Genomic DNA, 21,302 nt, shown 5'->3' on the forward strand with positions numbered 1-21,302 from the left:
GAACCATGAATACCCCCATCGCCAACGCCGAAATCCACGAGCAGCTCGGGCGCCGCTACGCCGCCGGCTTCGTCACGCAGATCGAGTCCGAGTCGCTGCCGCCGGGCCTCGACGAGGCGACCGTGCGCGCGATCTCGGCCAAGAAGGACGAGCCCGAGTGGCTGACCGAATGGCGCCTGGCCGCCTACCGGCACTGGCTCACGATGACGCCGCCGGACTGGGCCAAGCTCGAGATCGCGCCGATCGATTTCCAGGCGCTGAGCTATTACTCCGCGCCGAAGGGCCCGAAGTACAAGTCGCTCGACGAGGTCCCGCAGGAGCTTCTGGACACCTACGACAAGCTCGGCGTGCCGCTGCACGAGCGCGCCAAGCTCGCGGGCGTGGCGGTGGATGCCGTGTTCGACTCGGTCTCGGTCGGCACCACGTTCCGCAAGGAGCTGGCCGAGAAGGGCGTCATCTTCATGTCGATGTCCGAGGCCGTGCACGAGCACCCCGAGTTGGTGCGCCAGTACCTGGGCAGCGTGGTGCCGGCCGGTGACAACTATTTCGCCGCGCTCAATTCCGCGGTGTTTTCCGACGGCAGCTTCGTCTTCATACCCAAGGGCGTGCGCTGCCCGATGGAGCTGTCGACGTACTTCCGCATCAATGCGAGCGAAACCGGCCAGTTCGAGCGCACGCTGATCGTCTGCGAGGACGGCGCCTACGTCTCCTACCTGGAAGGCTGCACGGCGCCGATGCGCGACGAGAACCAGCTGCATGCGGCGGTGGTCGAACTGGTCGCGCTGGAAGGCGCGGAGATCAAGTACTCGACGGTGCAGAACTGGTACCCCGGCGACGAGAACGGCGTCGGCGGCATCTACAACTTCGTGACCAAGCGCGGCGAATGCCGCGGCGCGAAGAGCAAGATCAGCTGGACGCAGGTCGAGACCGGCTCGGCGATCACCTGGAAGTACCCGAGCTGCGTGCTGATCGGCGACGACTCGGTCGGCGAGTTCTACTCGGTCGCGCTCACGCATCATCGCCAGCAGGCCGACACCGGCACCAAGATGATCCACGTCGGCAAGCGCACGAAGAGCAAGATCGTGAGCAAGGGCATCAGCGCGGGGCGCGGGCAGAACACCTACCGGGGCCTCGTGCGCGTGGAGCGGTCGGCGGAGGACGCGCGCAACTACACGCAGTGCGACTCGCTGCTGATCGGCAAGAAGTGCGGCGCGCACACGTTCCCGTACATCGAGGTCCGCCATCCCGGCGCGAAGGTCGAGCATGAGGCGACGACGTCGAAGATCAGCGAGGACCAGATGTTCTATTGCCGCTCGCGTGGGATCTCGCAGGAGGATGCCGTGTCGATGATCGTCGACGGATTCTGCAAATCGGTCTTCAAGGAGCTGCCGATGGAATTCGCCGTCGAAGCCAAGAAGCTGCTGGAAGTGAGCCTGGAAGGCTCGGTGGGTTGATGCGCGCCGCCGTTCTTCTAGCTCTGCTGATCGCAGGCTGTGCTTCGACGCACGGCCCGAACCACACGCCGCGGCCGGTCGCGTCCACGGTCGACTTCACCCTGTGGCTCGAGCACGACATCGATGTCGACGCCGATAAACGGCTGACTGGGTGGTCCGAACATCCTTGTGGCGCCGTTGCACTCGCGACAGGCGACCGACTTCCCGATGACGGGAATGGGGTCAAGGCGGATGTGGTCGCCGAGATCTCGGCTGGTGGCGCGGAGCTCGCTCGCTGGCGCGTACCGGTCGATTACCAAGTCGAGGATCTGCGCGACGAGCATCTCGGCATACGGCTGGCCGATCGGGCGCTGTGGGTCGACCGCGAGGGCCGCTTCTACGAGCGGGACGCGCCGCGCGACCGCGCACGCACCACCACCTGTCCAAGAGTCGCACGGTTTGCTGACTCGGATTACGTCGTCTGTTACGACATCGACGACCGAGAGCTCCGCAAGGCTCGCAAGATTGCTGCCGAAGACGTCTGCACCTGATTGGGATCCGACATGCTGAAGATCGACAACCTCCACGTCCGCGTCGCCGGCAAGGACATCCTAAAGGGCCTTTCGCTCGAGGTCGATGCCGGCCGCGTGCACGCGATCATGGGGCCGAACGGTGCCGGCAAATCCACGCTCGGCAACGTGCTCGCCGGGCGCGAGGGCTACGAGGTGGTCGACGGCAGCGTGGAGTTCGAAGGCCGCGACCTGCTCGCGCTGGCGCCCGAGGAGCGCGCCGCGGCGGGTGTCTTCCTCGCCTTCCAGTACCCGGTCGAGATCCCGGGCGTGAACAACACCTACTTCCTGCGTACGGCGCTCAACGCGCAGCGCAAGGCGCGCGGCGAGGAGGAGCTCGACTCCATGCAGTTCCTCAAGCGCGTGCGCGAGAAACTCGCCGTGCTGCACCTGAAGGACGAGCTGCTGCATCGCGCGGTCAACGAAGGCTTCAGCGGCGGCGAGAAGAAGCGCAACGAGATCTTCCAGCTCGCCCTGCTCGAGCCGAAGCTCGCGATCCTCGACGAGACCGATTCCGGCCTCGACATCGACGCGCTCAAGGCGGTCGCGGACGGCGTAAATGCGCTGCGCGATGCGAACCGCGCGTTCCTCGTCATCACCCACTACCAGCGCCTGCTCGACTACATCGAGCCCGACGTCGTGCATGTGCTCGCCGACGGCCGCATCGTCGAGACCGGCGGCCCCGACCTTGCCCGCCAGCTGGAAGCGCACGGCTATGCCTGGGTCCGCGATCGGATCGCCCCCGGAGCGGCTGCCTGAGATGGGCCTGCTCGATTCCCTGACCGCGCCTTTCGAAGCGCTGCAGCTGCGCGAGGCGGCGGGCCTCGGCGCGGCGCGACGCGAGGCGCTCGATGCGGCTCGCCGCGACGGGCTGCCCAGTGCGCGCAGCGAGGCCTGGAAGTACACGAGCCTGCGTCCCTACGAGCGTCGCAGCTTCGCGGTTCCGGGCGCCGCCACGGTCGATGCCGCCCGCATCCTCGCGCTTCCTGCACCGCGCGTCGTCTTCGTCAACGGTCGCTTCGATGCGGCGCTGAGCGATGCGAGCGGGCTCGACGCAGGCCTGGCGCTGGAGCCGCTGTCGCAGGTGCTCGCGCGGAACGACGTACGCGAATGCAGTGCCCTCGCGCGCCGCTACGACCGCGCCGACGAGGTGTTCGCACGCCTCAATGCGGCGCTTGCGGTGGATGGCCTGGTGCTGCGCGCCGACGCCGGCGTACGTGCCACGCGCCCCGTCCATCTCGTCTGCGTGGGCGCAGCCGGCGGGCCCGATGCGGCATGGCACCTGCGCCATCTCGTCGAGCTGCGCGAGGGCGCGCGGGTCGAGCTGGTCGAGCACGTGCTCGGCGACGGCGCGCATGCCCACCTGTCCAATGCCGTCGCGCAGGTGCACCTCGCACCGCGCGCGCGCCTCGTGCATGCACGGCTGCAGGACGAGTCGACGGGTGCGACGGTGATCGCGCGCACCGACGCCGTACTGGGAAGCGAGTCGACCTACCGCCGGCTCGACCTCGAGCTCGGCGCAGCGCTGTCGCGCCACGAGCTCGGCATTGCCCTGCACGGCCGCGGCGCCTGCGCGCGTGCCAACGGTGTGCTGCTCGCGACCGGCCGGCGCCACCTCGACACCCGCCTCGCGCTCGATCATGCCGGCCCCGACAGCCGCTGCGAACTCGCCTGGCGCGGGCTCGGCGCCGGTCGCGGGCGCGTCGCCTTCCACGGCGGCATCCTGATCCGCGAAGGCGCTGACGGCACGGAAGCCGCGCTGTCGAACAAGAACCTGCTGCTATCGGAAGGCGCCGAGATCGACACCCAGCCCGTGCTCGAGATCCATGCCGACGAGGTCAAGGCGGCGCACGGTGCCACCGTTGGCCAGCTCGATCCCGTGGCGCAGTTCTACCTCCGCTCGCGCGGAATCCCGAGTGACACCGCCCGCGCGATGCTCACGGCCGCCTTCCTGCGCGAGACGCTCGACGTGCTCGGCGACGCCGCCGCCCGCGCGCTGCTGGAGGCCGCGCTCGACGCCGCACTGGTGCGCGAGGCGCTCGCATGAGCGCCGTCGACTGGGCGCGCGTCCGCGCCGACTTCCCGCTGCTGACGCGCGAGGTGCACGGCAAGCCGCTGATCTACCTCGATTCGGCGAACACCGGGCAGAAGCCGGCCACCGTCATCGAGGCCGTCGACGACTTCTACCGCCGCCACAACGCGAATGTCAGCCGTGCGGTGCACACGCTCGGCTCCGAGGCGACCGAGGCCTACGAGGGCGCACGCCGCCGGCTCGCGTCGTTCCTCAACGTGCACCCGAACGAACTCGTGCTGTGCAGCGGCACCACGTTCGCGTTGAACCTCGTCGCCTACAGCTGGGCGCTGCCGCGCCTGCAGCCCGGCGATGCGATCGTGCTCACGCGCATGGAGCACCACGCGAACATCGTGCCCTGGCAGATCGTCGCGCAGCGTACCGGCGCCGTGATCCGTGTCGCGGAGATCGACGATCGCGGCGAGCTGGACCTCGACCAGCTGTACGCGCTGCTCACGCCGGACGTGAAGCTGCTCGCATTCACCCACGTCTCGAACGTGCTCGGCACGGTCAACCCGGTGCGTGAGATCTGCCGCGAGGCGCGGCGCCGCGGCATCGTCACCGTGGTCGACGGCTCCCAGGCCGCGCCGCACCGTGCGCTCGACGTCGCGGGCCTGGGCTGCGACTTCTATGCGATCACCGGCCACAAGATGGCCGGCCCGACGGGCACCGGCGCGCTGTGGGCGCGTCGCGAGCACCTCGAGACGATGCCGCCCTTCCTCGGCGGCGGCGAGATGATCAAGGAAGTTCGCTTCGAGGGCACCGTCTACAACGATGCGCCGCATCGCTTCGAGGCGGGCACGCCGAACATCGCGGGTTTCATCGGCCTCGGCGCCGCGGTCGACTACCTCACCGGCGTCGGCATGGCGGACATCGAGGCGCGCGAGAAGGACCTGCTGGCACACGCGACCGATGCGCTGGAGTCGATCGAAGGCGTGCGCATCTTCGGCCAAGCGCGCGAGAAGGCAGCCGTGATCAGCTTCCTCGTCGAAGGCGCACATGCCCACGACCTCGCCACCCTGCTCGATCTGGAAGGCGTCGCGGTGCGCTCGGGACACCATTGCGCGCATCCGCTGATGCACCACTTCGGCGTGGCGGCCACGTGCCGCGCCTCGTTCGCGTTCTACAACACGTTCGACGAGATCGACCGCTTCATCGACGCCCTGCACAAGGTCCGGAGGCTGCTCGCATGACCGCCCTGCGTTTCCGCGCGGCAACACCGGCGGATATCGACGCCATCGTCGCGCTGGTCGAATGCGCCTATCGCGGCGACGCCAGCCGTGCCGGCTGGACCACCGAGGCCGACTTCCTCGACGGCCGCCGAACCGGCCCCGACGACGTGGGCACCTGCATCGCGCGTCCGCGCAGCATCGTGCTGCTCGCCGAGGACGCGTCGGGCGAGCTGCTCGCCTGCGCCCACGTGGCGGACGACGACGGAGCAGGCTACTTCGGGATGTTCTCCGTGCGGCCCAACCTGCAGGGCGGAGGCATCGGCTCGCGCCTGCTCGAACAGGCCGAACGCCACGTGCGCGAGCACTGGAGCCTGCCGACCATGCGCATGACGGTGATCGACATCCGCGACGAGCTGATCGCCTTCTACGAGCGCCGCGGTTACCGCCGCACCGGTGTGCGCAAACCGTTCCCCTACGGCGATGAGCGCTTCGGCGTGCCGCTGCGCGATGACCTGCGATTCGAGATCCTCGAGAAGCCGCTCGCGGCATCGACGGCGGGCGCCGGCGCATGAGTGTCGACCTCGCCGGCTGGGTGCGCGTCGGCGCGACCTCGGAGCTGCTGCCCGGCGAGAGTGCGGTGGTCTGGGACGGCGCCACGCCGATCCTCGTGGTCAACCTCGAGGGCGACTTCCACGCGCTCGAGGACCGCTGCACCCATCAGGACTACGAGCTCTCGGCAGGCCCGATCGATGCGAGCAGCGGCACGATCGAATGCATCCTGCACGCGGCCCGCTTCGATCTGCGCACCGGCGTCGCGCTGTGCGGGCCGGCCTATGCGCCTGTACCGCGATTTCCGGTGCGCGTCGAGGACGGCGTGGTGTGGACGCGCGACGACCGCTGATGCGGGCGGGCAACTCCGTCGTTCCGCCGTCTTCGTAGTTGCCCTGTCCGGTTGTGGAGCTCGAAGCCTCCGATGCCGTCACCCGTCCACCGCGCGACTTCCGCGGCAGGGGCCGACGAGGCAAGGCACGGGACGAGCGAGGCGTGGGCGGTCGACCTTCGGCCGAGCATCGCGACATGTCCGCATGCGTGTTGGCCCTCGCGGCGACGAGTGTCGACGCGGATCGGATGGAAGCCACGGCGCACCGGCGGGCACGCACGGCTCCGAATGAACGGTCGCCTGCTGACTCCGGTTTCTGGTGGCCGCCGAGCGAGCCGATGGCGTCGACGCAATCCGCGGTAGACGCGGTTCGAGCCAAGCCGCGCGTGGCTGCGCCGGTGACCCGGGGCGGCGCTCGCGCGGCTGTACCAGTTGTGTGGATCCGTAGCGGCCTTCGCCTCGCGCACAAATGCAACCGTCGGCACGGGATCCCATGCCTCGGGCAGGTGCGGCGAACCACTCACTGCGAGCCGACGGGCATCCGCCGCATCTGCCAAGTAATTGCGAATGCGAATGACTCGCATTACTATGCGACCTGCCGCAGCCGCTCGCTGCACCCCTCAGGATCTCGACCTTGAACATGACGTTCCGCGTGGCGCCGCTGACCGCCGCGCTCCTGCTCGCCTGCTCCGCCCCCGTCAACGCCGCACCGGAGCCGGCGCCCGAGCCCGACCCGGCCGCGCGCGAGCTCGATCGCGTGACGGTCAACGGCCATCGCGACGGCTACGGCGTGCGCGCGACGGGCACCGCGACGAAGACCGACACGGCGCTGCAGGACATCCCCCAGGCCGTCACCGTGGTCACCGACGAGGTGATGCGCGACCAGGGCATGACGAGCCTCACGGACGCGCTGCGTTACGTGCCCGGGGTGAGCGTCGCGCAGGGCGAAGGCAATCGCGACACGCCGATCCTGCGCGGCAACAGCACCACCGCGGACCTGTTCGTCGACGGCATCCGCGACGACGTGCAGTACATCCGCGACGTCTACAACATCAGCCGCGTCGAGGTGCTCAAGGGGCCGAACGCGATGATCTTCGGCCGCGGCGGCGCCGGCGGCGTGGTCAACCGCGTGACGAAGGTCGCCGACGGCGAGCGACATCGCGAAGTGCGCCTGCAGACGGGCAGCTTCGAGCGCGGCCGGTTGACGTTCGACGCGGGCCAGGCGCTCGGCGGCGGCCACAGCGTTCGCGTGACCGGCCTTTACGAGGACTCGGGCAGCTTCCGGGATGGCTTCGAGCTGCGTCGCTATGGCATCAATCCGACTTACACGTGGGAGAGCGATGCGACGACGGTGACGCTCGGCTACGAGCGCTTCGACGACGAGCGCGTCGCCGACCGTGGGTTCCCGAGCCTGCGCGCGATCGGCATCGACCGGCCGGTCGATGCGCCGCCGGAGACCTTCTTCGGTTCACCCGAGCTGAGCCCGGTCGCCGCGCGGGCCGACGCGTTCACGGCACTGGTGGAGCATGAACTCGCCGACGGCATCCTGCTGCGCAACCGCACGCGCTGGGCCGACTACGAGAAGTTCTACCAGAACGTCTATCCGACCGGCGTCGTCGTGACGGGCGGCGCGCTGGAGGCCACGCTCGGCGCCTACAACAACGCGACCGATCGCACGAACCTGTTCAACCAGACCGACCTGATCTTCAAGTTCGACACCGGCAATTTGATGCACACGCTGCTCGCCGGCGCCGAGTTCGGACGCCAGGAGACGGACAATCTGCGCATGACCGGTGCGTTCACCTCGCCGAACCGCGTGCCCGTGTCGAACCCGCGCTACACCGGCGGCGTGGTCTTCGCTCCGTCGGCGACGGACGCCAACAACCACAGTGTCGCCCGTGTCGCTTCGGCCTACGTGCAGGACCAGATCGAGTTCTCGCCGCAGTGGCAGGCCGTGATCGGCGCCCGCTTCGACCGGTTCGAGGTGGATCTGCTCAACAATCGCAACGGCCAACGCCTGACCTCGGAAGACGACCTGTGGTCGCCCCGCGTCGGCCTGGTCTGGAAGCCGATCGAGCCGCTGTCGGTGTATGCCAGCTACAGCATGACCTACCTGCCCCGCGGCGGTGAGCAACTGTCGTCGTTGAGCGCGTCGAACCGCTCGCTCGAGCCGGAAGAGCTGCGCAATTACGAGATCGGCGCGAAGTGGACGCTGCGTCCCGGCCTGATGCTGAGCGCGGCGGCCTACCGCCTCGACCGGACGAACGTGGTCGCGCCGGACCCGGCAGACCCGTCGCGCTCGATCCTCATCGACGGCCAGCGCAACGAAGGCCTCGAGCTCGAGCTCGCAGGCGAGCTGACGGACATGTGGAGTGTGTTCGCCGGCTATGCCTACCAGGAGGGCGCGACCGGCCGCGACCTGTCCTCGCGCGGCACCCGCCTCGGGCAGCTGCCGCGGCACAGCGCCTCGCTATGGAATCGCTTTGATCTCAACCCGCAGTGGGGCCTTGGGCTCGGCGTGACATACCGTGACGAGATCTACGCCGCGCTGCCCTCGGCCGGCCCCGCACCCACGCGGACGGTGCTCGACAACTACACGCGCGTCGACGCGGCGCTGTTCTACACGGTGAACGAGAACGTGCAGTTGCAGCTCAACATCGAGAATCTCCTCGACGAGGAGTACTTCATCAGCGCGCACAGCAATGACAACATCTCGCCCGGCTCGCCGCGCGCGGCCTACCTCGGCGTCACGCTGAAGTTCTGAACCCCCCACCCGGACCTGCCCATGAATGCCGCCGCCGCACCCGCTGTCGCCGCCCGCCGCACCTCCCGCGCGTCGACCTACCGGATCGTCCGGCAGGTCCATCTCTGGGTCGGGGCCTGGGGGGCGCTCGCGGCGATCCTATTCGGCGTGACCGGGCTGGTGATGAACCACCGGTTCGGCGATGGTGCCTGGCCGCAGGGCGAATCACAGGAGACAGGGCGCCTGCTACTTGAGGTGCCGGAGGCCGCACGGACGTCGCCCGATGCCCTCAAGGCGTGGCTCGCGAGCGAGCACTCGCTCGTGCCGCAGACGTTCAAGAAGGGCAAGCCGGACAAGGCGAAGCTCGGCGGGCGTGCCGTCGAGCAGCCCCCGCGCTGGAACCTGTCCGGCGGCACCGCGGGGCGCTCGTGGGCGATCGAGTATGTGCCGGGCAACGCGACCGCGGAGGTCAAGCAGTCGCGCCATTCGACCCTCGCGGCGCTGACGCGGCTGCACAAGGGCGTGAACGGCGGCGGGCTGTGGACGCTGCTGGTCGACAGCTTCGCGATCGGCATGCTGCTGCTCGGGCTTTCGGGCATCTGGATGTGGGCGCGCGGCCGCTCGCCCAAGGAGATGTTGCTCAGCGTCTTCGTGCTTTCGACGGCCGTCTTCGGCGCCGTGGTGGCGCTCGCGCTCGCCTGAGGCGCAGCAGCCGTCGGCTCGCCGACCTGGGGCGCGGCGCCGCGGAGGATCCACCTCAGGGCGCTGCGTCGAACTGAAGGCCCTCGGCGGGCTGCGCGTCGATCGGCGAGAGCCGGATGAGGAGCGCCTCGCCACCGCCGTCGAGCACATGGCGCAGGCGCGTGCCGCCCGCCTCCAGCAGCGCGGTGTCGCCCATCGCGAGGTCCGGCAGGCCGCTGCCGTCTGCAAAGCGCGCCTGGCCGGCGAGCAGGTGCACGATCCACCTGCTGCCGGGCTCGGCGAAGATCACCATCGCGCCCACCAGCGGGCGGTGCCAGAGATCGGCGGTCCACGTGCCGCGCCGCCACATCAGGTTGAAGTCCTGCGTCGGGCCGCCGACGAGTTCGCCCGACACCGCGGCCTCGCCGGCGAAGCGGTGCCGGCCGTGCGGCGGTGAGAGTTCGACCACCGCATCGTCGAAGCGCAGGCGCATGCCCTCGCCCGACAGCAGCACCAGTTCGCGGTCGATGCCCGGGAAGGCGGAGAACGGCGCGTCGGCCGTGATCTCGGCGATCGACAGCCGGTAGCTCCAGTCGTCCCCGCCGCCGCCGGCCATCGGCTCGGCGTGGATCTCGCGCGTCCAGCCGGCGCCGTTGCGCCATCTCGTGCGCCGGTACTCGTACGACGGGATGACGCGGGATGTCGGGGTCATCGGAGCGCTCGCGGTGTCGACGCGCCAGTGTAGGTCGATCGCGTCGGATCGAGCCGGAGCCCGAGCGCGTGTCGCAGGCCGAAGCACGACCGCAGGCGGGTCGAAAAAAACCGCCGACGGGCTTCCGGTCCCGTCGGCGGTCAAGACATCCGTGTGGAGAGCGTCCGGCTCCCGGTTCCGCGGGCATCCGGCCCGCCCCGTCGTCATCCGTGCGACGGGTGTATCGGTCAGCGCTGCAGGTTCGCGGCGCGCGACGGCAAGCGCGCGGCGCCCCCGGCACGCGGGGCCGCGGCGGCGGTCGGCGCGCGGCCGGCGGCCGGGGCGATCACGATGCGATCGCGATTGCGCTCGATCGTCTTCAGGCCGATGCCCTTCACCAGCGCGAGTTGGTCGATGCTGCGGAACGGGCCGTTGGCCTTGCGGTAGTCGACGATCGCCTGGGCCTTCGCCGGGCCGACGTTCACCAGCACGCGGTCGAGCGTGGCGGCGTCGGCGGCGTTGACGTTCACGCGCTGGGTCGGGGTGCCGGCGGCGTAGGCCGGGCCGATGAGCGCGAGGGCGAGCACGAGGGTCTGCAGGCAGCGGGTGACGAAATTCATGACGAGGTCCTTGTCGGTGAGGGAAACGGCCGCGGTCCCGGCCGGTGGAGACAGTATCGACAGCCGCCACGCCCCCCGGCATCGCCGTCGCCCGGCGTCCCTGTCGGGAAACGGCGCGTCCTCGCGTAGGAAAAGTCCGACACACGGCCGGCGGTAGAATCGTCGCCCCCACTTTGATGAGCCCGCCGATGGACGTGCGTCGCGTCGAACAGTTCGTAGCGCAGAAGTGGGACGACGAGATCGTCCCGCGCCTGGTCGAGTACATCCGCATCCCGTGCAAGTCGCCGATGTTCGATGCCGACTGGGTAGCGAACGGCTACATGGACCAGGCCGTCGCGCTGATGACCGGCTGGGCGAATGCGCAGGGCCTGGACGGCATGCACCATGAAGTCGTGCGCCTGGAAGGCCGCACGCCGCTGATCTACATCGAGGTGCCGGCGGCGAACGGCGGCTCGGATGACGACTGCGTGCTGCTCTACGGCCACCTCGACAAGCAGCCGGAGATGGTGGGCTGGGACGAGGACCTGGGCCCGTGGGAGCCCGTGATCAAGGGCGACCGCCTCTACGGCCGCGGCGGCGCGGACGACGGCTATGCGATCTTCGGCTCGCTCACCGCGATCCTCGCACTGCGCGAGCAGGGCCTGCCGCACTCCCGCTGCGTGATCATCATCGAGGCCTGCGAGGAGTCCGGCAGCTACGACCTACCCGCCTACGTCGACTTCCTGGCCCCGCGCATCGGCCGGCCCTCGCTCGTGGTCTGCCTGGATTCGGGCTGCGGCAACTATGACCAGCTCTGGTGCACGACCTCGCTGCGCGGCCTCGCCGGCGGCAACCTCACGGTGAAGGTGCTCGAGGAAGGCGTGCATTCGGGCGACGCCTCGGGCGTGGTGCCCTCGAGCTTCCGCCTGCTGCGCCAGTTGCTCTCGCGCATCGAGGACGAGGCGACCGGCCGCATCCTGCTGGACGACCTGCACGTCGAGATCCCCGCCGAGCGCATCGAGCAGGCCGCGAAGGCCGCCGAGGTGCTCGACACGGCGATCTACGACAAGTTCCCGATGGTCGAGGGGCTGCGGCCGATGCACGACGAGCTCGCCGAGCTCGTGCTCAACCGCACGTGGCGCCCGGCGCTGTCGATCACGGGCGTGGACGGCATGCCGCCGCTGTCGTCGGCGGGCAACGTGCTGCGACCGCACACGTCGGTGAAGCTCTCGCTGCGCCTGCCGCCGACGCTCGACGGCAAGCGCGCGGGCGAGCGCCTGACCGAGGTGCTGCTGGCCGAAGCGCCGAACGGCGCACAGGTCACGCTCGACCTCGAGAAGGCGAGCAGCGGCTGGAACGCGCCGGCGCTCTCGCCGTGGCTCGCCGACGCGATCGACGCCTCGAGCCGGCAGTTCTTCGGGCGCCCGGCGATGTACATGGGCGAAGGCGGCAGCATCCCGTTCATGGGCATGCTCGGCGAGAAGTTCCCGGGCGCGCAGTTCATGATCACGGGCGTGCTGGGCCCGCATAGCAATGCGCACGGTCCGAACGAGTTCCTGCACATCCCGATGGGCAAGCGCGTCACCGCCTGCGTCTCGCACGTGCTGCACCAGCACCACCTCGCCTCGCAGCGCGGGGAGACGCAGGGCGTGGCCGCGGTCGCGGGCGGCGAGCAGCACGGGACGCACGGCTGCTGCTGAGGCGATCCGCACGCCGTGCACGAAGGCCCGCTCCGGCGGGCCTTCGCGTTCCCGGCCGGCGGCTCGACACGCTGCGCACACAGCGGGCGCGAGGATCGGCCATCCCCGCGGAGACGCTCCCATGTTCGAAGGCTTTTTCGGCTACCTGTTCGGCGGTGCGATCGTCGGCATCCTCGCGCGCATCCTCAAGCCCGGCCCCGAGAACGTCGGGCTGATCATGACGATCGTGATCGGCGCGATCGGCGGCGCGGTCGGCGGCCACTTCGCCGGCGACGGCTGGCGCGCGTGGGCCGTCGCGATCGCCAGCGCGATCGCCCTGCTCTACCTCTACCAGCTCGTGTTCAAGGCGCGACGCCGCCGGCGTACACCGGCGGATCGGCGCTGAAACGCCGCGTCAGCCGAGCAGCCGATCAACGACCCGCTGCGCGAGCGCCTCGGCGGTCTCGCCGACCGTGTCGAGCACGAGCTCCGCCGCCTCCGGCGCCTCGTACGGCGAATCGATGCCGGTGAAGTTGGGGATCTCGCCGGCGCGCGCCTTCGCGTAGAGGCCCTTGACGTCGCGCGACTCCGCGACCGCGAGCGGCGTGTCGACGAAGGCCTCGACGAACTCGCCCGGCGCGAACAGCTCGCGCGCCAGGCGCCGCTCGGCGCGATACGGCGAGATGAAGCTCACCAGCACGATCAGGCCGGCATCGGTCATCAGCTTCGCGACCTCGGCCACGCGGCGGATGTTCTCGACCCGATCCTCCGGCGTGAAGCCGAGATCCTTGTTGAGGCCATGGCGGACGTTGTCGCCGTCCAGGATGTAGGTATGCAACCCCATCGCGTGGAGCTTCTTCTCCACCAGGTTGGCGATGGTGGACTTGCCGGAGCCGGAGAGGCCGGTGAACCAGACACAGCGCGGGGTCTGCGTCTTGATGCGGGCGCGGGCCGCCTTGTCGACGTCGACATGCTGCCAGTGGATGTTCGCCGCGCGGCGCAATGCGAAGTCGATGGTGCCGGCGGCGACGGTCGCATTCGTCTGCCGGTCGACGAGTACGAAGCCGCCCAGCTCGCGGCTCTCGCGGTAGGGCTCGAAGGCGATCGGCTGGTCGAGGTAGAGGTTGCAGACGCCGACCTCGTTCATCTCGAGGTGCTTGGCCGCGAGCGGCTCCTGCGTGTTCACGTCGACGCGGTGCTTGATCTCGGTGACGCTCGCGCCAACCTCGCGCGCGCCGATGCGAAGCCAGTAGGGGCGGCCCGGCAACAGTGGCTGCTCGCCGAGCCACAGGACATGCGCGGCGACCTGGTCGGTGACTTCCGGCGGGCCCGCGACGGCGGCGATCACGTCGCCGCGGGAGATGTCGAGCTCGTCGGCGAGCGTCAGCGTGACGGCCTGGCCGCGGTACGCCGCGTCGTGGTCGCCATCGGCCGTGACGATGCGCGCGACCTTCGAACGCCGGCCCGACGGCAGCGCGACGACCTCGTCACCCGGCTGCACCGTGCCGGCTGCAATGGTGCCCGCGAAGCCGCGGAAATCCTGGTTTGGACGCGCCACCCACTGCACGGGCAGTCGGAACGGCCGGGCAACATCGACATCGCCGACCGGTACCGATTCGAGGAATTCGAGCAGCGTGGGTCCGTCGTACCACGGCGTCCGCGTCGAGCGCTCGATCAGGTTGTCACCCTCCAGCCCCGACAGCGGCACGGTCGTGACCTGCTCGATGCCGAGCGACGCCGCGAGCTCGCGGTAGTCCGCGGCGATGCGCTCGAAGACCCCGTGATCGAAGTCCACGAGGTCCATCTTGTTCACCGCCAGCACCACGTGGCGGATGCCGAGCAGCGCCGCGATATAGCTGTGGCGGCGCGTCTGCGTAAGCAGGCCCTTGCGTGCGTCAACCAGCACCACCGCCGCATCGGCGGTGGATGCCCCCGTCGCCATGTTGCGCGTGTACTGCTCGTGCCCGGGGCAGTCGGCCACGATGAACTTGCGCTTGGCCGTGCCGAAGAAGCGGTAGGCGACGTCGATGGTGATGCCCTGTTCGCGCTCGGCGGCGAGGCCGTCGAGCAGCAGCGCGTAGTCGATGCGCTCGCCCTGCGTGCCATGGCGGCGGCTGTCGGATTCCAGCGTGGCGATCTGGTCCTCGAACAGGCCACGCGTGTCGTGCAGCAGTCGGCCGATCAGCGTGCTCTTGCCGTCGTCCACGCTGCCGCAGGTGATGAAGCGCAGCAGGTCGCGCGATTCGTGGTCGGCGAGGTAGGCCGCGACGGTCGCGGCGGCATCGTCCAGGCGCGTCATCAGAAGTAACCTTCCCGCTTCTTCTTTTCCATCGAGGCCGAGGGATCGTGGTCGATCACGCGGCCCTGGCGTTCGGAGGTGGTGGCGACCAGCATCTCGGCGATGATCTTCTCGAGCGTGTCGGCCTCGGACTCGATTGCGCCGGTGAGCGGATAGCAGCCGAGCGTGCGGAAGCGCACGCGCCGGGCCCGGGGTACCTCGCCCTCGCTCAGCGGCAGGCGCTCGTCGTCGACCATGATCAGCGCGCCATCACGGTCCACCACGGGACGCTCGGCGGCGAAGTACAGTGACGGCACGTCGATGCCCTCGCGGTAGATGTAGAGCCAGATGTCGAGTTCGGTCCAGTTCGACAGCGGGAACACGCGCACCGACTCGCCGGTGTGAACGCGCGTGTTGTACACGTTCCAAAGCTCCGGGCGCTGGCTCTTCGGGTCCCAGGCGTGCTGGCGGTTGCGGAAGGAGAAGATGCGCTCCTTCGCGCGCGACTTCTCCTCGTCGCGCCGCGCGCCACCGATGGCCGCATCGAAGCGGTAGTGGTCGAGTGCCTGCTTGAGCGCCTGCGTCTTCATGACGTCCGTATGCACGGTCGCGCCGTGCGAGACGGGGCCGATGCCCTGCGCAACGCCTTCGGGATTGGTGTGCACGCGCAGGTCGACGCCGGTCTCGGCGGCGCGTCGGTCGCGGAAGGCGATCATCTCGCGGAACTTCCACGTAGTGTCCACGTGCAGCAGCGGGATCGGCGGCTTGGCGGGATGGAACGCCTTGAGCAGCAGGTGCAGCAGCACCGAGCTGTCCTTGCCCACGGAATAGAGCATGACGGGGTTGCGGAAGCCGGCCGCCACCTCGCGCAGGATGTGGATGCTCTCGGCTTCGAGGCGGTCGAGATGGCTGAGGCGGCGCTGGGGCATCGGCGGTGTTCCGCAGGCGGACGACGGATTGTGGCGCGGGACGGCGGACATCAGGCGAACGTCCTCCACAGCGTGCGGATGCTGAGGCCGACGACGAGCAGGCCGACCGCCGCCAGCAGCGGCCGCGCCGGCACGCGGCCCACGAGCCAGGCACCGAGCGGCGCGGCGAGCACGCCGCCCACCGCGAGCGCGAGGATCACGTCCCAGTGGCCGGTGCCGAGCGTGACGAGGAAGACGATCGAGGCGGTCAGCGTGACGAAGAACTCCACCGCGCTGACACTGCCGATGGTCAGCCGCACTTCGCCGCCACGCGCGAGCAGGTGGCTGGTGACGATCGGTCCCCAGCCGCCCCCGCCGATCGCATCGACCAGCGCCCCGAAGAAGCCCAGCGGCGCGATATGGCGCCGCACTTCCCGCGGCTCGACGCGCAGCACGGCGCGCCGCAGCAGCACCAGCCCGAGCAGCAGGAGGTAGCCGGCGATCCACGGTGCGATGGCATCGCCGTCGATGCGCGTGAGCAGGTAGGCGCCGATCGCAGCGCCCGCTACGCCGGGGAGCAGCAGGCGCATGAAGAGCCGGCGGTCGATGTTGCCGAACGCCCGGTGCGAGATCGCCGAGACGCCGGTCGTGAAGCATTCGGCCGCATGCACCGTCGCGCTCGTCACTACGGGCGGCAGGCCCGCGCCGAGCAGCATCGTCGATGCCGTCACGCCATAGGCCATGCCCAGCGCGCCGTCCACCAGCTGGGCGGCGAAGCCGATGAGCACGTACAGCAGGAAGTCGGTCGACGGGTCCATCACGGGGCCGGATCGGGGGCGGGCAGTCTCCGGTACCGCCGGCGGCGGCGGTAGCGCGGTCCCGGCATGAGGCCATAACGACGCGTCCTTTCCGCGAGAACGCCCGCGTCGGGATGCTGTCACGGCCACGAGAGCCGGGTCCATCATGTCGTCCGCCGCCGTTCCCCTCCCCACGCACCCGCTGCCCGATGATCGCGCCGACCTGCTCGATCGCCTCACCGACGGGCTCGGCGACGACGCGCTCTGGTGGCTCTCCGGCTACGCCGCCGGGCTTGCCCGCGGCCGTGGAAGCCCCGCCACCGTGCCGGAGCCTGCGGCCACACCGCCGCTACGCCTGACCATCGTCTACGGCAGCCAGACCGGCAACGCCCGTCGCGCCGCCGAGCGTGCCGCCGCGCGCCTTGGCGAGGCCGGGCTCGCGGTCAGGCTCGTCGGCGCGGCCGACTATCCGCTGCGCGAGCTGAAGTCCGAGGCGCTCCTGCTCGTCGTCATCAGCACCCAGGGCGACGGCGATCCGCCGGACGACGCCCGCGCCTTCGTCGAGCACGTGCTCGGCGCGCGTGCCCCGAAGCTCGACGGCCTGCGTTTCGGCGTGCTCGGGCTCGGCGATTCGAGCTATCCGCAGTTCTGCGCGATCGGGCGTCGGCTCGATGCGCGCCTGGCCGAGCTGGGCGCCGAGCGCTGGCTCGCGCGCGCGGACGCCGACCTCGACATCGACGAGGTCGCCACGCCCTGGATCGACGACGCCGTCGGGAAGGCGCGCGCCCTTGCGCCCGCCCGTGCGCTCGCCAGCGTCACGCCGCTGCGCCCCACCGCGGTGAGGGCGCACGATCGCGACGCGCCCTTTGCAGCGCCGGTGCTGGCGGTGCAGAAGATCACCGCCCGCGATGCGGCGCGCGACATCCGCCATGTCGAACTCTCGCTCGAAGGCTCCGGACTGACCTACGAGCCCGGCGATGCGCTCGGCGTGTGGCCGCGCAATCCGCCGGCGCTGGTCGACGAATTGCTCGACGTGCTCGCGCTGGACGGCGATGCGCCGGTGGCGCTCAAGGACCGCGAGCAGCCGCTGCGCGAGTGGCTTGCAGGCGGCCGCGAGGTCACCCGCATCGCGCGGCCCTTCCTCGCGCGGCAGGCCGAGCGCGCGGGGGATGCGGGCCTCGCCGCACTGCTCGAGCCCGGCCGCGAAGCCGAGCTCGCACACCTGCTCGATCGCGTGCAGCTGGTGGATCTCCTGCGCCGCCATCCGGGCGCATGGCGGGCGGACGAGTTCGTCGCTGCGCTGCGGCCGCTCATCCCACGCCTCTATTCGATCGCCTCGAGCCCGCTCGAGGTCGGCGATGAGGTGCACCTCACGGTGGCGCACGTCGAATACGCGTCGGACGGCCGCACGCGCTGGGGCACTGCGTCGAGCTTCCTCGCGCGCGCCGCGGGCGGCGATGCGCTGCCCGTTTTCGTCGAACGCAACGAGCGCTTCCGCCTGCCGCACGACACGTCCCGCGACGTGCTGATGATTGGTCCGGGCACCGGCGTCGCGCCGTTCCGCGCCTTCGTCCAGCACCGTTCGCACACGGGCGCGAGCGGCCGCAACTGGCTGCTGTTCGGTGCGCCGCACGCGCGCACCGACTTCCTCTACCAGCTCGAATGGCAGCGGGCGCTCAAGCGCGGGCAGCTGCACCGGCTCGATGTCGCCTTCTCGCGCGACCAGCGCGACAAGGTCTACGTACAGCACCGCCTGCGCGAGCACGGCCGCGAGGTGCATGCCTGGCTCGAAAGCGGCGCGCACCTGTACGTCTGCGGCGCGATCGCGATGGCGAAGGACGTGCATGCGGCGCTCGTCGAGATCGCCGCGACGCATGGCGGCCGCAGCCCGGAGGACGCGGCCGCATGGCTCGATGCGCTGATCGCCGCGGGTCGCTACGCGCGGGACGTGTACTGATGGCCGACTTCTCCCCACGCCCGGGCATCACCGCCGCGGGCGAAACCCGCACCACCCTGCCGACCGGCCGAATGCGTTGTCGACGCTGAGTCCCGCCCGCCTCGAAACCGCATTCGGAGACACGCCATGGCCGCCCAGTCGGTCGAAGACATCAAGAAGAACAGCCGCGCCCTGCGCGGCACCCTCGTCGAGAGCCTCGGTGATGCGCTGACCGGCGCACTGGCCGACGACGACCAGACGCTGATCAAGTACCACGGCAGCTACCAGCAGGACGACCGCGACCTGCGCGAGGAGCGCCGCCAGCAGAAGCTCGAGCCGGCCTACCAGTTCATGATCCGCACGCGCACGCCGGGCGGCGTGATCACGCCGTCGCAATGGCTGAAGCTCGACGCCATCGCATCGACCCATGCCGAGCGCGGCCTGCGGATCACCACCCGTCAGGCGATCCAGTTGCACGGCATCGTCAAGCACGAGCTGAAGGCGACGATGCAGTCGATCAACGCCGCGCTCATCGACACGCTGGCCGCCTGCGGCGACGTCAACCGCAACGTCGCGATCGCGGCGAACCCGTTGCAGTCGCAGGTGCATGGCGCGGTCTACGCCACCGCTGCCGCGCTGTCGGAGCACCTGCTGCCGAACACGCGGGCCTACTACGAGATCTGGCTCGACGAGGAGCGCGTAGCCGGCACGCCGGAGCACGAGCCGATCTACGGCGAGGCCTACCTGCCGCGCAAATTCAAGATCGGCTTCGCGATCCCGCCGACCAACGATGTCGACGTCTTCGCGCAGGACCTCGGCTTCGTGGCGATCGTCGAGGACGGCCGCGTGGCCGGCTACGACGTGGTCGTCGGCGGCGGCATGGGCGCCACGCATGGCGACCCCGAAACGTATCCACGCCTGGGCGACGTGATCGGCTTCGTGGCGCCGCAGGACGTGATCGCCGTCGCCGTCGCGGTCGTCACCACGCAGCGGGACTGGGGCAACCGCGCGGTCCGCAAGCGCGCGCGGCTCAAGTACACGATCGACGACCGCGGGCTGGCGCCGTTCAAGGCCGAGGTCGAGCGTCGCGCCGGGTTCGCGCTCGCGGCGGCACGTGGCTTCACCTTCGACCACAACGGCGACCGCTTCGGCTGGGTCGAAGGCCACGACGGCCGCGGGCACCTCACGCTTCGCCTGCTCTCGGGTCGCGTGCAGGACGGCGCAGACGGTGCGCTGCAGACGGGCCTGCGCGAGGTCGCGCGCCTGCTGCGCGAGGTCGACGGCGCGCAGATCCGCCTCACGCCGAACCAGAACCTCGTGATCGCGAACGTCGACGCGGCGCATCGTGCTGCCGTCGATGCGCTGGTCGCGACGCACGGGTTGGGCCTGCATGCCGGTGCGTCGCCCGCAAAGCTGGCGGCGCTCGCCTGCGTGGCCCTGCCGACCTGCGGGCTGGCGATGGCCGAGGCCGAGCGCTACCTGCCGGCGTTCCTCGATACCTTCGAGGCCCTGCTCACCCGCCACGGCCTGCGCGACGCGCCGATCCACGTGCGCCTGAGCGGCTGCCCGAACGGCTGCTCGCGCCCCTACCTCGGCGAGATCGCGCTCGTGGGGAAGGCACCGGGCCGTTACGCCCTGCGGCTGGGCGCCGACCATCGCGGCCAGCGCCTCAACAGCATCTATCGCGAGAACGTGGACGAGGCCGGCATCGTCGAGGCACTCGATCCGCTGCTGGCGCGCTACGCCGCCGAGCGCGTGCCCCACGAGCGCTTCGGCGACTTCCTGCTGCGCGTGGGCATCGTGCCGGCGCCGCGCCCGATCGCGATCCGACTGGAGGAGGTGGCCGCATGAGCGCTCCCGATCCGCTGACCGCCGCGGAATCCCCGCGCGCACTTGCCGAGCTCAACGACTGGCTCGGCACGCAGACCGCCGAGGCGCGTGTGGCCTGGGCGCTGGAGCACCTTGCCGGCAGCCATGCGCTGTCGTCGAGCTTCGGCGCGCAGGCCGCCGTCAGCCTGCACCTCGCCACCCGCCAGGCGCCCGACCTGCCGGTAATCCTCATCGATACCGGCTACCTGTTCCCCGAGACGTACCAGTTCGTCGACGCGCTGACCGAGCGACTGTCGCTCAACCTGAAGGTGTATCGCCCGCAGATCGGCATCGCCTGGATGGAAGCGCGCTTCGGTCGGCTGTGGGAACAGGGCGTCGACGGCATCGAGCGGTACAACCGCCTGCGCAAGGTCGAGCCCATGCAGCGCGCGCTAGACGAGCTCGGCATCCGCTGCTGGATCGCCGGCCTGCGCCGCAGCCAGTCGCGCAGCCGCGCCGCCGTGCCGTTCCTCGAGCTGCGCGATGGCCGCTGGAAGCTGCATCCGATCGCGGACTGGACCGACCGCGACGTGCATCGCTACCTCGAGGCGCACGGGCTTCCGTATCACCCGTTGTGGCACGACGGGTATGTGTCGATCGGCGACGTGCACACGACCCGTCGGCTCGAAGCGGGGATGACGGAGGAGGAGACGCGCTTCTTCGGATTGAAGCGCGAGTGCGGCCTGCACGAGTTGTGGGGCGACGCGGCGGGGCAGGCGGCGTGATGCACCGGGTCGCGGGTCGTCGCGGCGATGGCTCCCACGCCGGCCGGTGAATTACGTCGGCTCTTGATGCGTCGCATCGGCGAGCGCGTCGGTGTTGTCGTTCCCAGCCGTTACGAAAATGCATCTCCGAGCCAAGCAGGTTGTTCCAGGAAGCGACGGCTCACGGCCTGAGGTGGGCATGCCGACGGTTGCACTCGCCGCGTGAGCCGGCGCCTGTGCGCTTGGGCCACGCGCGCGCAGGCGTGTTGTGCGGACGCGCCCGGGCACGCAG

Annotated in this window: 19 protein-coding genes; 14 read left to right on the plus strand and 5 right to left on the minus strand. The window is 70.1% G+C overall.

The genetic code is table 11. The annotated features are described in order from the left end of the window. Positions 1-5: 5 nt before the first annotated feature. The 9 genes from sufB to ACYVJJ_RS13750 all read left to right on the plus strand — a co-directional run bounded on the left by sufB (position 6) and on the right by ACYVJJ_RS13750 (position 9,570). Positions 6-1,454, plus strand: coding sequence for a Fe-S cluster assembly protein SufB (sufB, locus tag ACYVJJ_RS13710; RefSeq protein WP_460834372.1), 1,449 nt, complete (start codon positions 6-8; stop codon positions 1,452-1,454). After that, positions 1,454-1,984 (plus strand): hypothetical protein, encoded by a 531-nt coding sequence (locus ACYVJJ_RS13715; RefSeq protein ID WP_460834373.1) that lies wholly within the window; start codon positions 1,454-1,456, stop codon positions 1,982-1,984. The genes sufB and ACYVJJ_RS13715 overlap by 1 nt, the downstream gene beginning before the upstream one ends. Positions 1,985-1,996: 12 nt before the next feature. Beyond that, entirely contained in the window at positions 1,997-2,761 is a 765-nt protein-coding gene (sufC, locus tag ACYVJJ_RS13720) for a Fe-S cluster assembly ATPase SufC (protein WP_460834374.1), read from the plus strand. Between the two features lies 1 nt (position 2,762). Next, positions 2,763-4,049 carry a Fe-S cluster assembly protein SufD gene (gene sufD, locus ACYVJJ_RS13725; RefSeq protein WP_460834375.1) on the plus strand — a complete coding sequence of 429 codons (1,287 nt, stop codon included), beginning with the start codon at positions 2,763-2,765 and terminating at the stop codon, positions 4,047-4,049. Beyond that, a complete protein-coding gene (locus ACYVJJ_RS13730) occupies positions 4,046-5,266 on the plus strand; it encodes a cysteine desulfurase (RefSeq protein ID WP_460834377.1) in 1,221 nt (406 codons plus the stop codon). The genes sufD and ACYVJJ_RS13730 overlap by 4 nt, the downstream gene beginning before the upstream one ends. Next, positions 5,263-5,817 (plus strand): GNAT family N-acetyltransferase, encoded by a 555-nt coding sequence (locus tag ACYVJJ_RS13735; RefSeq protein ID WP_460834379.1) that lies wholly within the window; start codon positions 5,263-5,265, stop codon positions 5,815-5,817. Before ACYVJJ_RS13730 ends, ACYVJJ_RS13735 begins: the two co-directional genes overlap by 4 nt. Continuing rightward, on the plus strand, positions 5,814-6,146 hold the full coding sequence (locus tag ACYVJJ_RS13740; RefSeq protein ID WP_460834381.1) for a non-heme iron oxygenase ferredoxin subunit: 333 nt from the start codon (positions 5,814-5,816) through the stop codon (positions 6,144-6,146). Before ACYVJJ_RS13735 ends, ACYVJJ_RS13740 begins: the two co-directional genes overlap by 4 nt. 619 nt (positions 6,147-6,765) lie before the next feature. Continuing rightward, positions 6,766-8,889: a TonB-dependent receptor gene (locus tag ACYVJJ_RS13745; protein WP_460834701.1), complete on the plus strand. Its 2,124-nt coding sequence runs from the start codon at positions 6,766-6,768 to the stop codon at positions 8,887-8,889. A gap of 21 nt (positions 8,890-8,910) precedes the next feature. Next, on the plus strand, positions 8,911-9,570 hold the full coding sequence (locus ACYVJJ_RS13750; RefSeq protein WP_460834382.1) for a PepSY-associated TM helix domain-containing protein: 660 nt from the start codon (positions 8,911-8,913) through the stop codon (positions 9,568-9,570). Positions 9,571-9,625: 55 nt separating this feature from the next. Here ACYVJJ_RS13750 and ACYVJJ_RS13755 read toward each other — a convergent pair whose 3' ends face one another. Together ACYVJJ_RS13755 and ACYVJJ_RS13760 are read right to left on the minus strand one after the other, a co-directional pair. Continuing rightward, positions 9,626-10,261, minus strand: a complete 636-nt coding sequence (locus ACYVJJ_RS13755; protein WP_460834384.1) for a HutD/Ves family protein — start codon at positions 10,259-10,261, stop codon at positions 9,626-9,628. Between the two features lie 227 nt (positions 10,262-10,488). Next, positions 10,489-10,860 carry a ComEA family DNA-binding protein gene (locus ACYVJJ_RS13760; RefSeq protein ID WP_460834386.1) on the minus strand — a complete coding sequence of 124 codons (372 nt, stop codon included), beginning with the start codon at positions 10,858-10,860 and terminating at the stop codon, positions 10,489-10,491. A gap of 188 nt (positions 10,861-11,048) precedes the next feature. Here ACYVJJ_RS13760 and ACYVJJ_RS13765 point away from each other — a divergent pair, with 188 nt between their 5' ends. After that, a complete protein-coding gene (locus tag ACYVJJ_RS13765; RefSeq protein WP_460834388.1) occupies positions 11,049-12,539 on the plus strand; it encodes a M20 family metallopeptidase in 1,491 nt (496 codons plus the stop codon). 121 nt (positions 12,540-12,660) lie between these two features. Continuing rightward, positions 12,661-12,924, plus strand: coding sequence for a hypothetical protein (locus tag ACYVJJ_RS13770; RefSeq protein WP_460834390.1), 264 nt, complete (start codon positions 12,661-12,663; stop codon positions 12,922-12,924). A 9-nt stretch (positions 12,925-12,933) separates the two neighbouring features. Here the strand turns inward: ACYVJJ_RS13770 and cysN are convergent, their stop codons facing one another. From cysN to ACYVJJ_RS13785, 3 genes are read right to left on the minus strand one after another with little or no spacing between them, the layout of a single operon-like run. Next, the gene (gene cysN, locus ACYVJJ_RS13775) at positions 12,934-14,817 is read right to left on the minus strand and encodes a sulfate adenylyltransferase subunit CysN (protein ID WP_460834391.1); all 1,884 of its coding nucleotides are present in this window, start codon (positions 14,815-14,817) and stop codon (positions 12,934-12,936) included. After that, positions 14,817-15,725, minus strand: coding sequence for a sulfate adenylyltransferase subunit CysD (gene cysD, locus ACYVJJ_RS13780; protein ID WP_460834393.1), 909 nt, complete (start codon positions 15,723-15,725; stop codon positions 14,817-14,819). Before cysD ends, cysN begins: the two co-directional genes overlap by 1 nt. Positions 15,726-15,775: 50 nt before the next feature. Next, a complete protein-coding gene (locus ACYVJJ_RS13785) occupies positions 15,776-16,522 on the minus strand; it encodes a sulfite exporter TauE/SafE family protein (RefSeq protein WP_460834395.1) in 747 nt (248 codons plus the stop codon). Positions 16,523-16,667: 145 nt separating this feature from the next. Here ACYVJJ_RS13785 and ACYVJJ_RS13790 point away from each other — a divergent pair, with 145 nt between their 5' ends. The 3 genes from ACYVJJ_RS13790 (at position 16,668) to ACYVJJ_RS13800 (ending at position 21,031) form a co-directional block, all read left to right on the plus strand. Further along, entirely contained in the window at positions 16,668-18,458 is a 1,791-nt protein-coding gene (locus tag ACYVJJ_RS13790) for an assimilatory sulfite reductase (NADPH) flavoprotein subunit (RefSeq protein ID WP_460834396.1), read from the plus strand. Positions 18,459-18,584: 126 nt separating this feature from the next. Then, positions 18,585-20,288: an assimilatory sulfite reductase (NADPH) hemoprotein subunit gene (cysI, locus tag ACYVJJ_RS13795; RefSeq protein ID WP_460834398.1), complete on the plus strand. Its 1,704-nt coding sequence runs from the start codon at positions 18,585-18,587 to the stop codon at positions 20,286-20,288. Beyond that, positions 20,285-21,031, plus strand: coding sequence for a phosphoadenylyl-sulfate reductase (locus tag ACYVJJ_RS13800; protein ID WP_460834399.1), 747 nt, complete (start codon positions 20,285-20,287; stop codon positions 21,029-21,031). The genes cysI and ACYVJJ_RS13800 overlap by 4 nt, the downstream gene beginning before the upstream one ends. Positions 21,032-21,302: the final 271 nt, after the last annotated feature.

The sequence above is a fragment of the Lysobacter humi (ex Lee et al. 2017) genome (assembly GCF_054781815.1).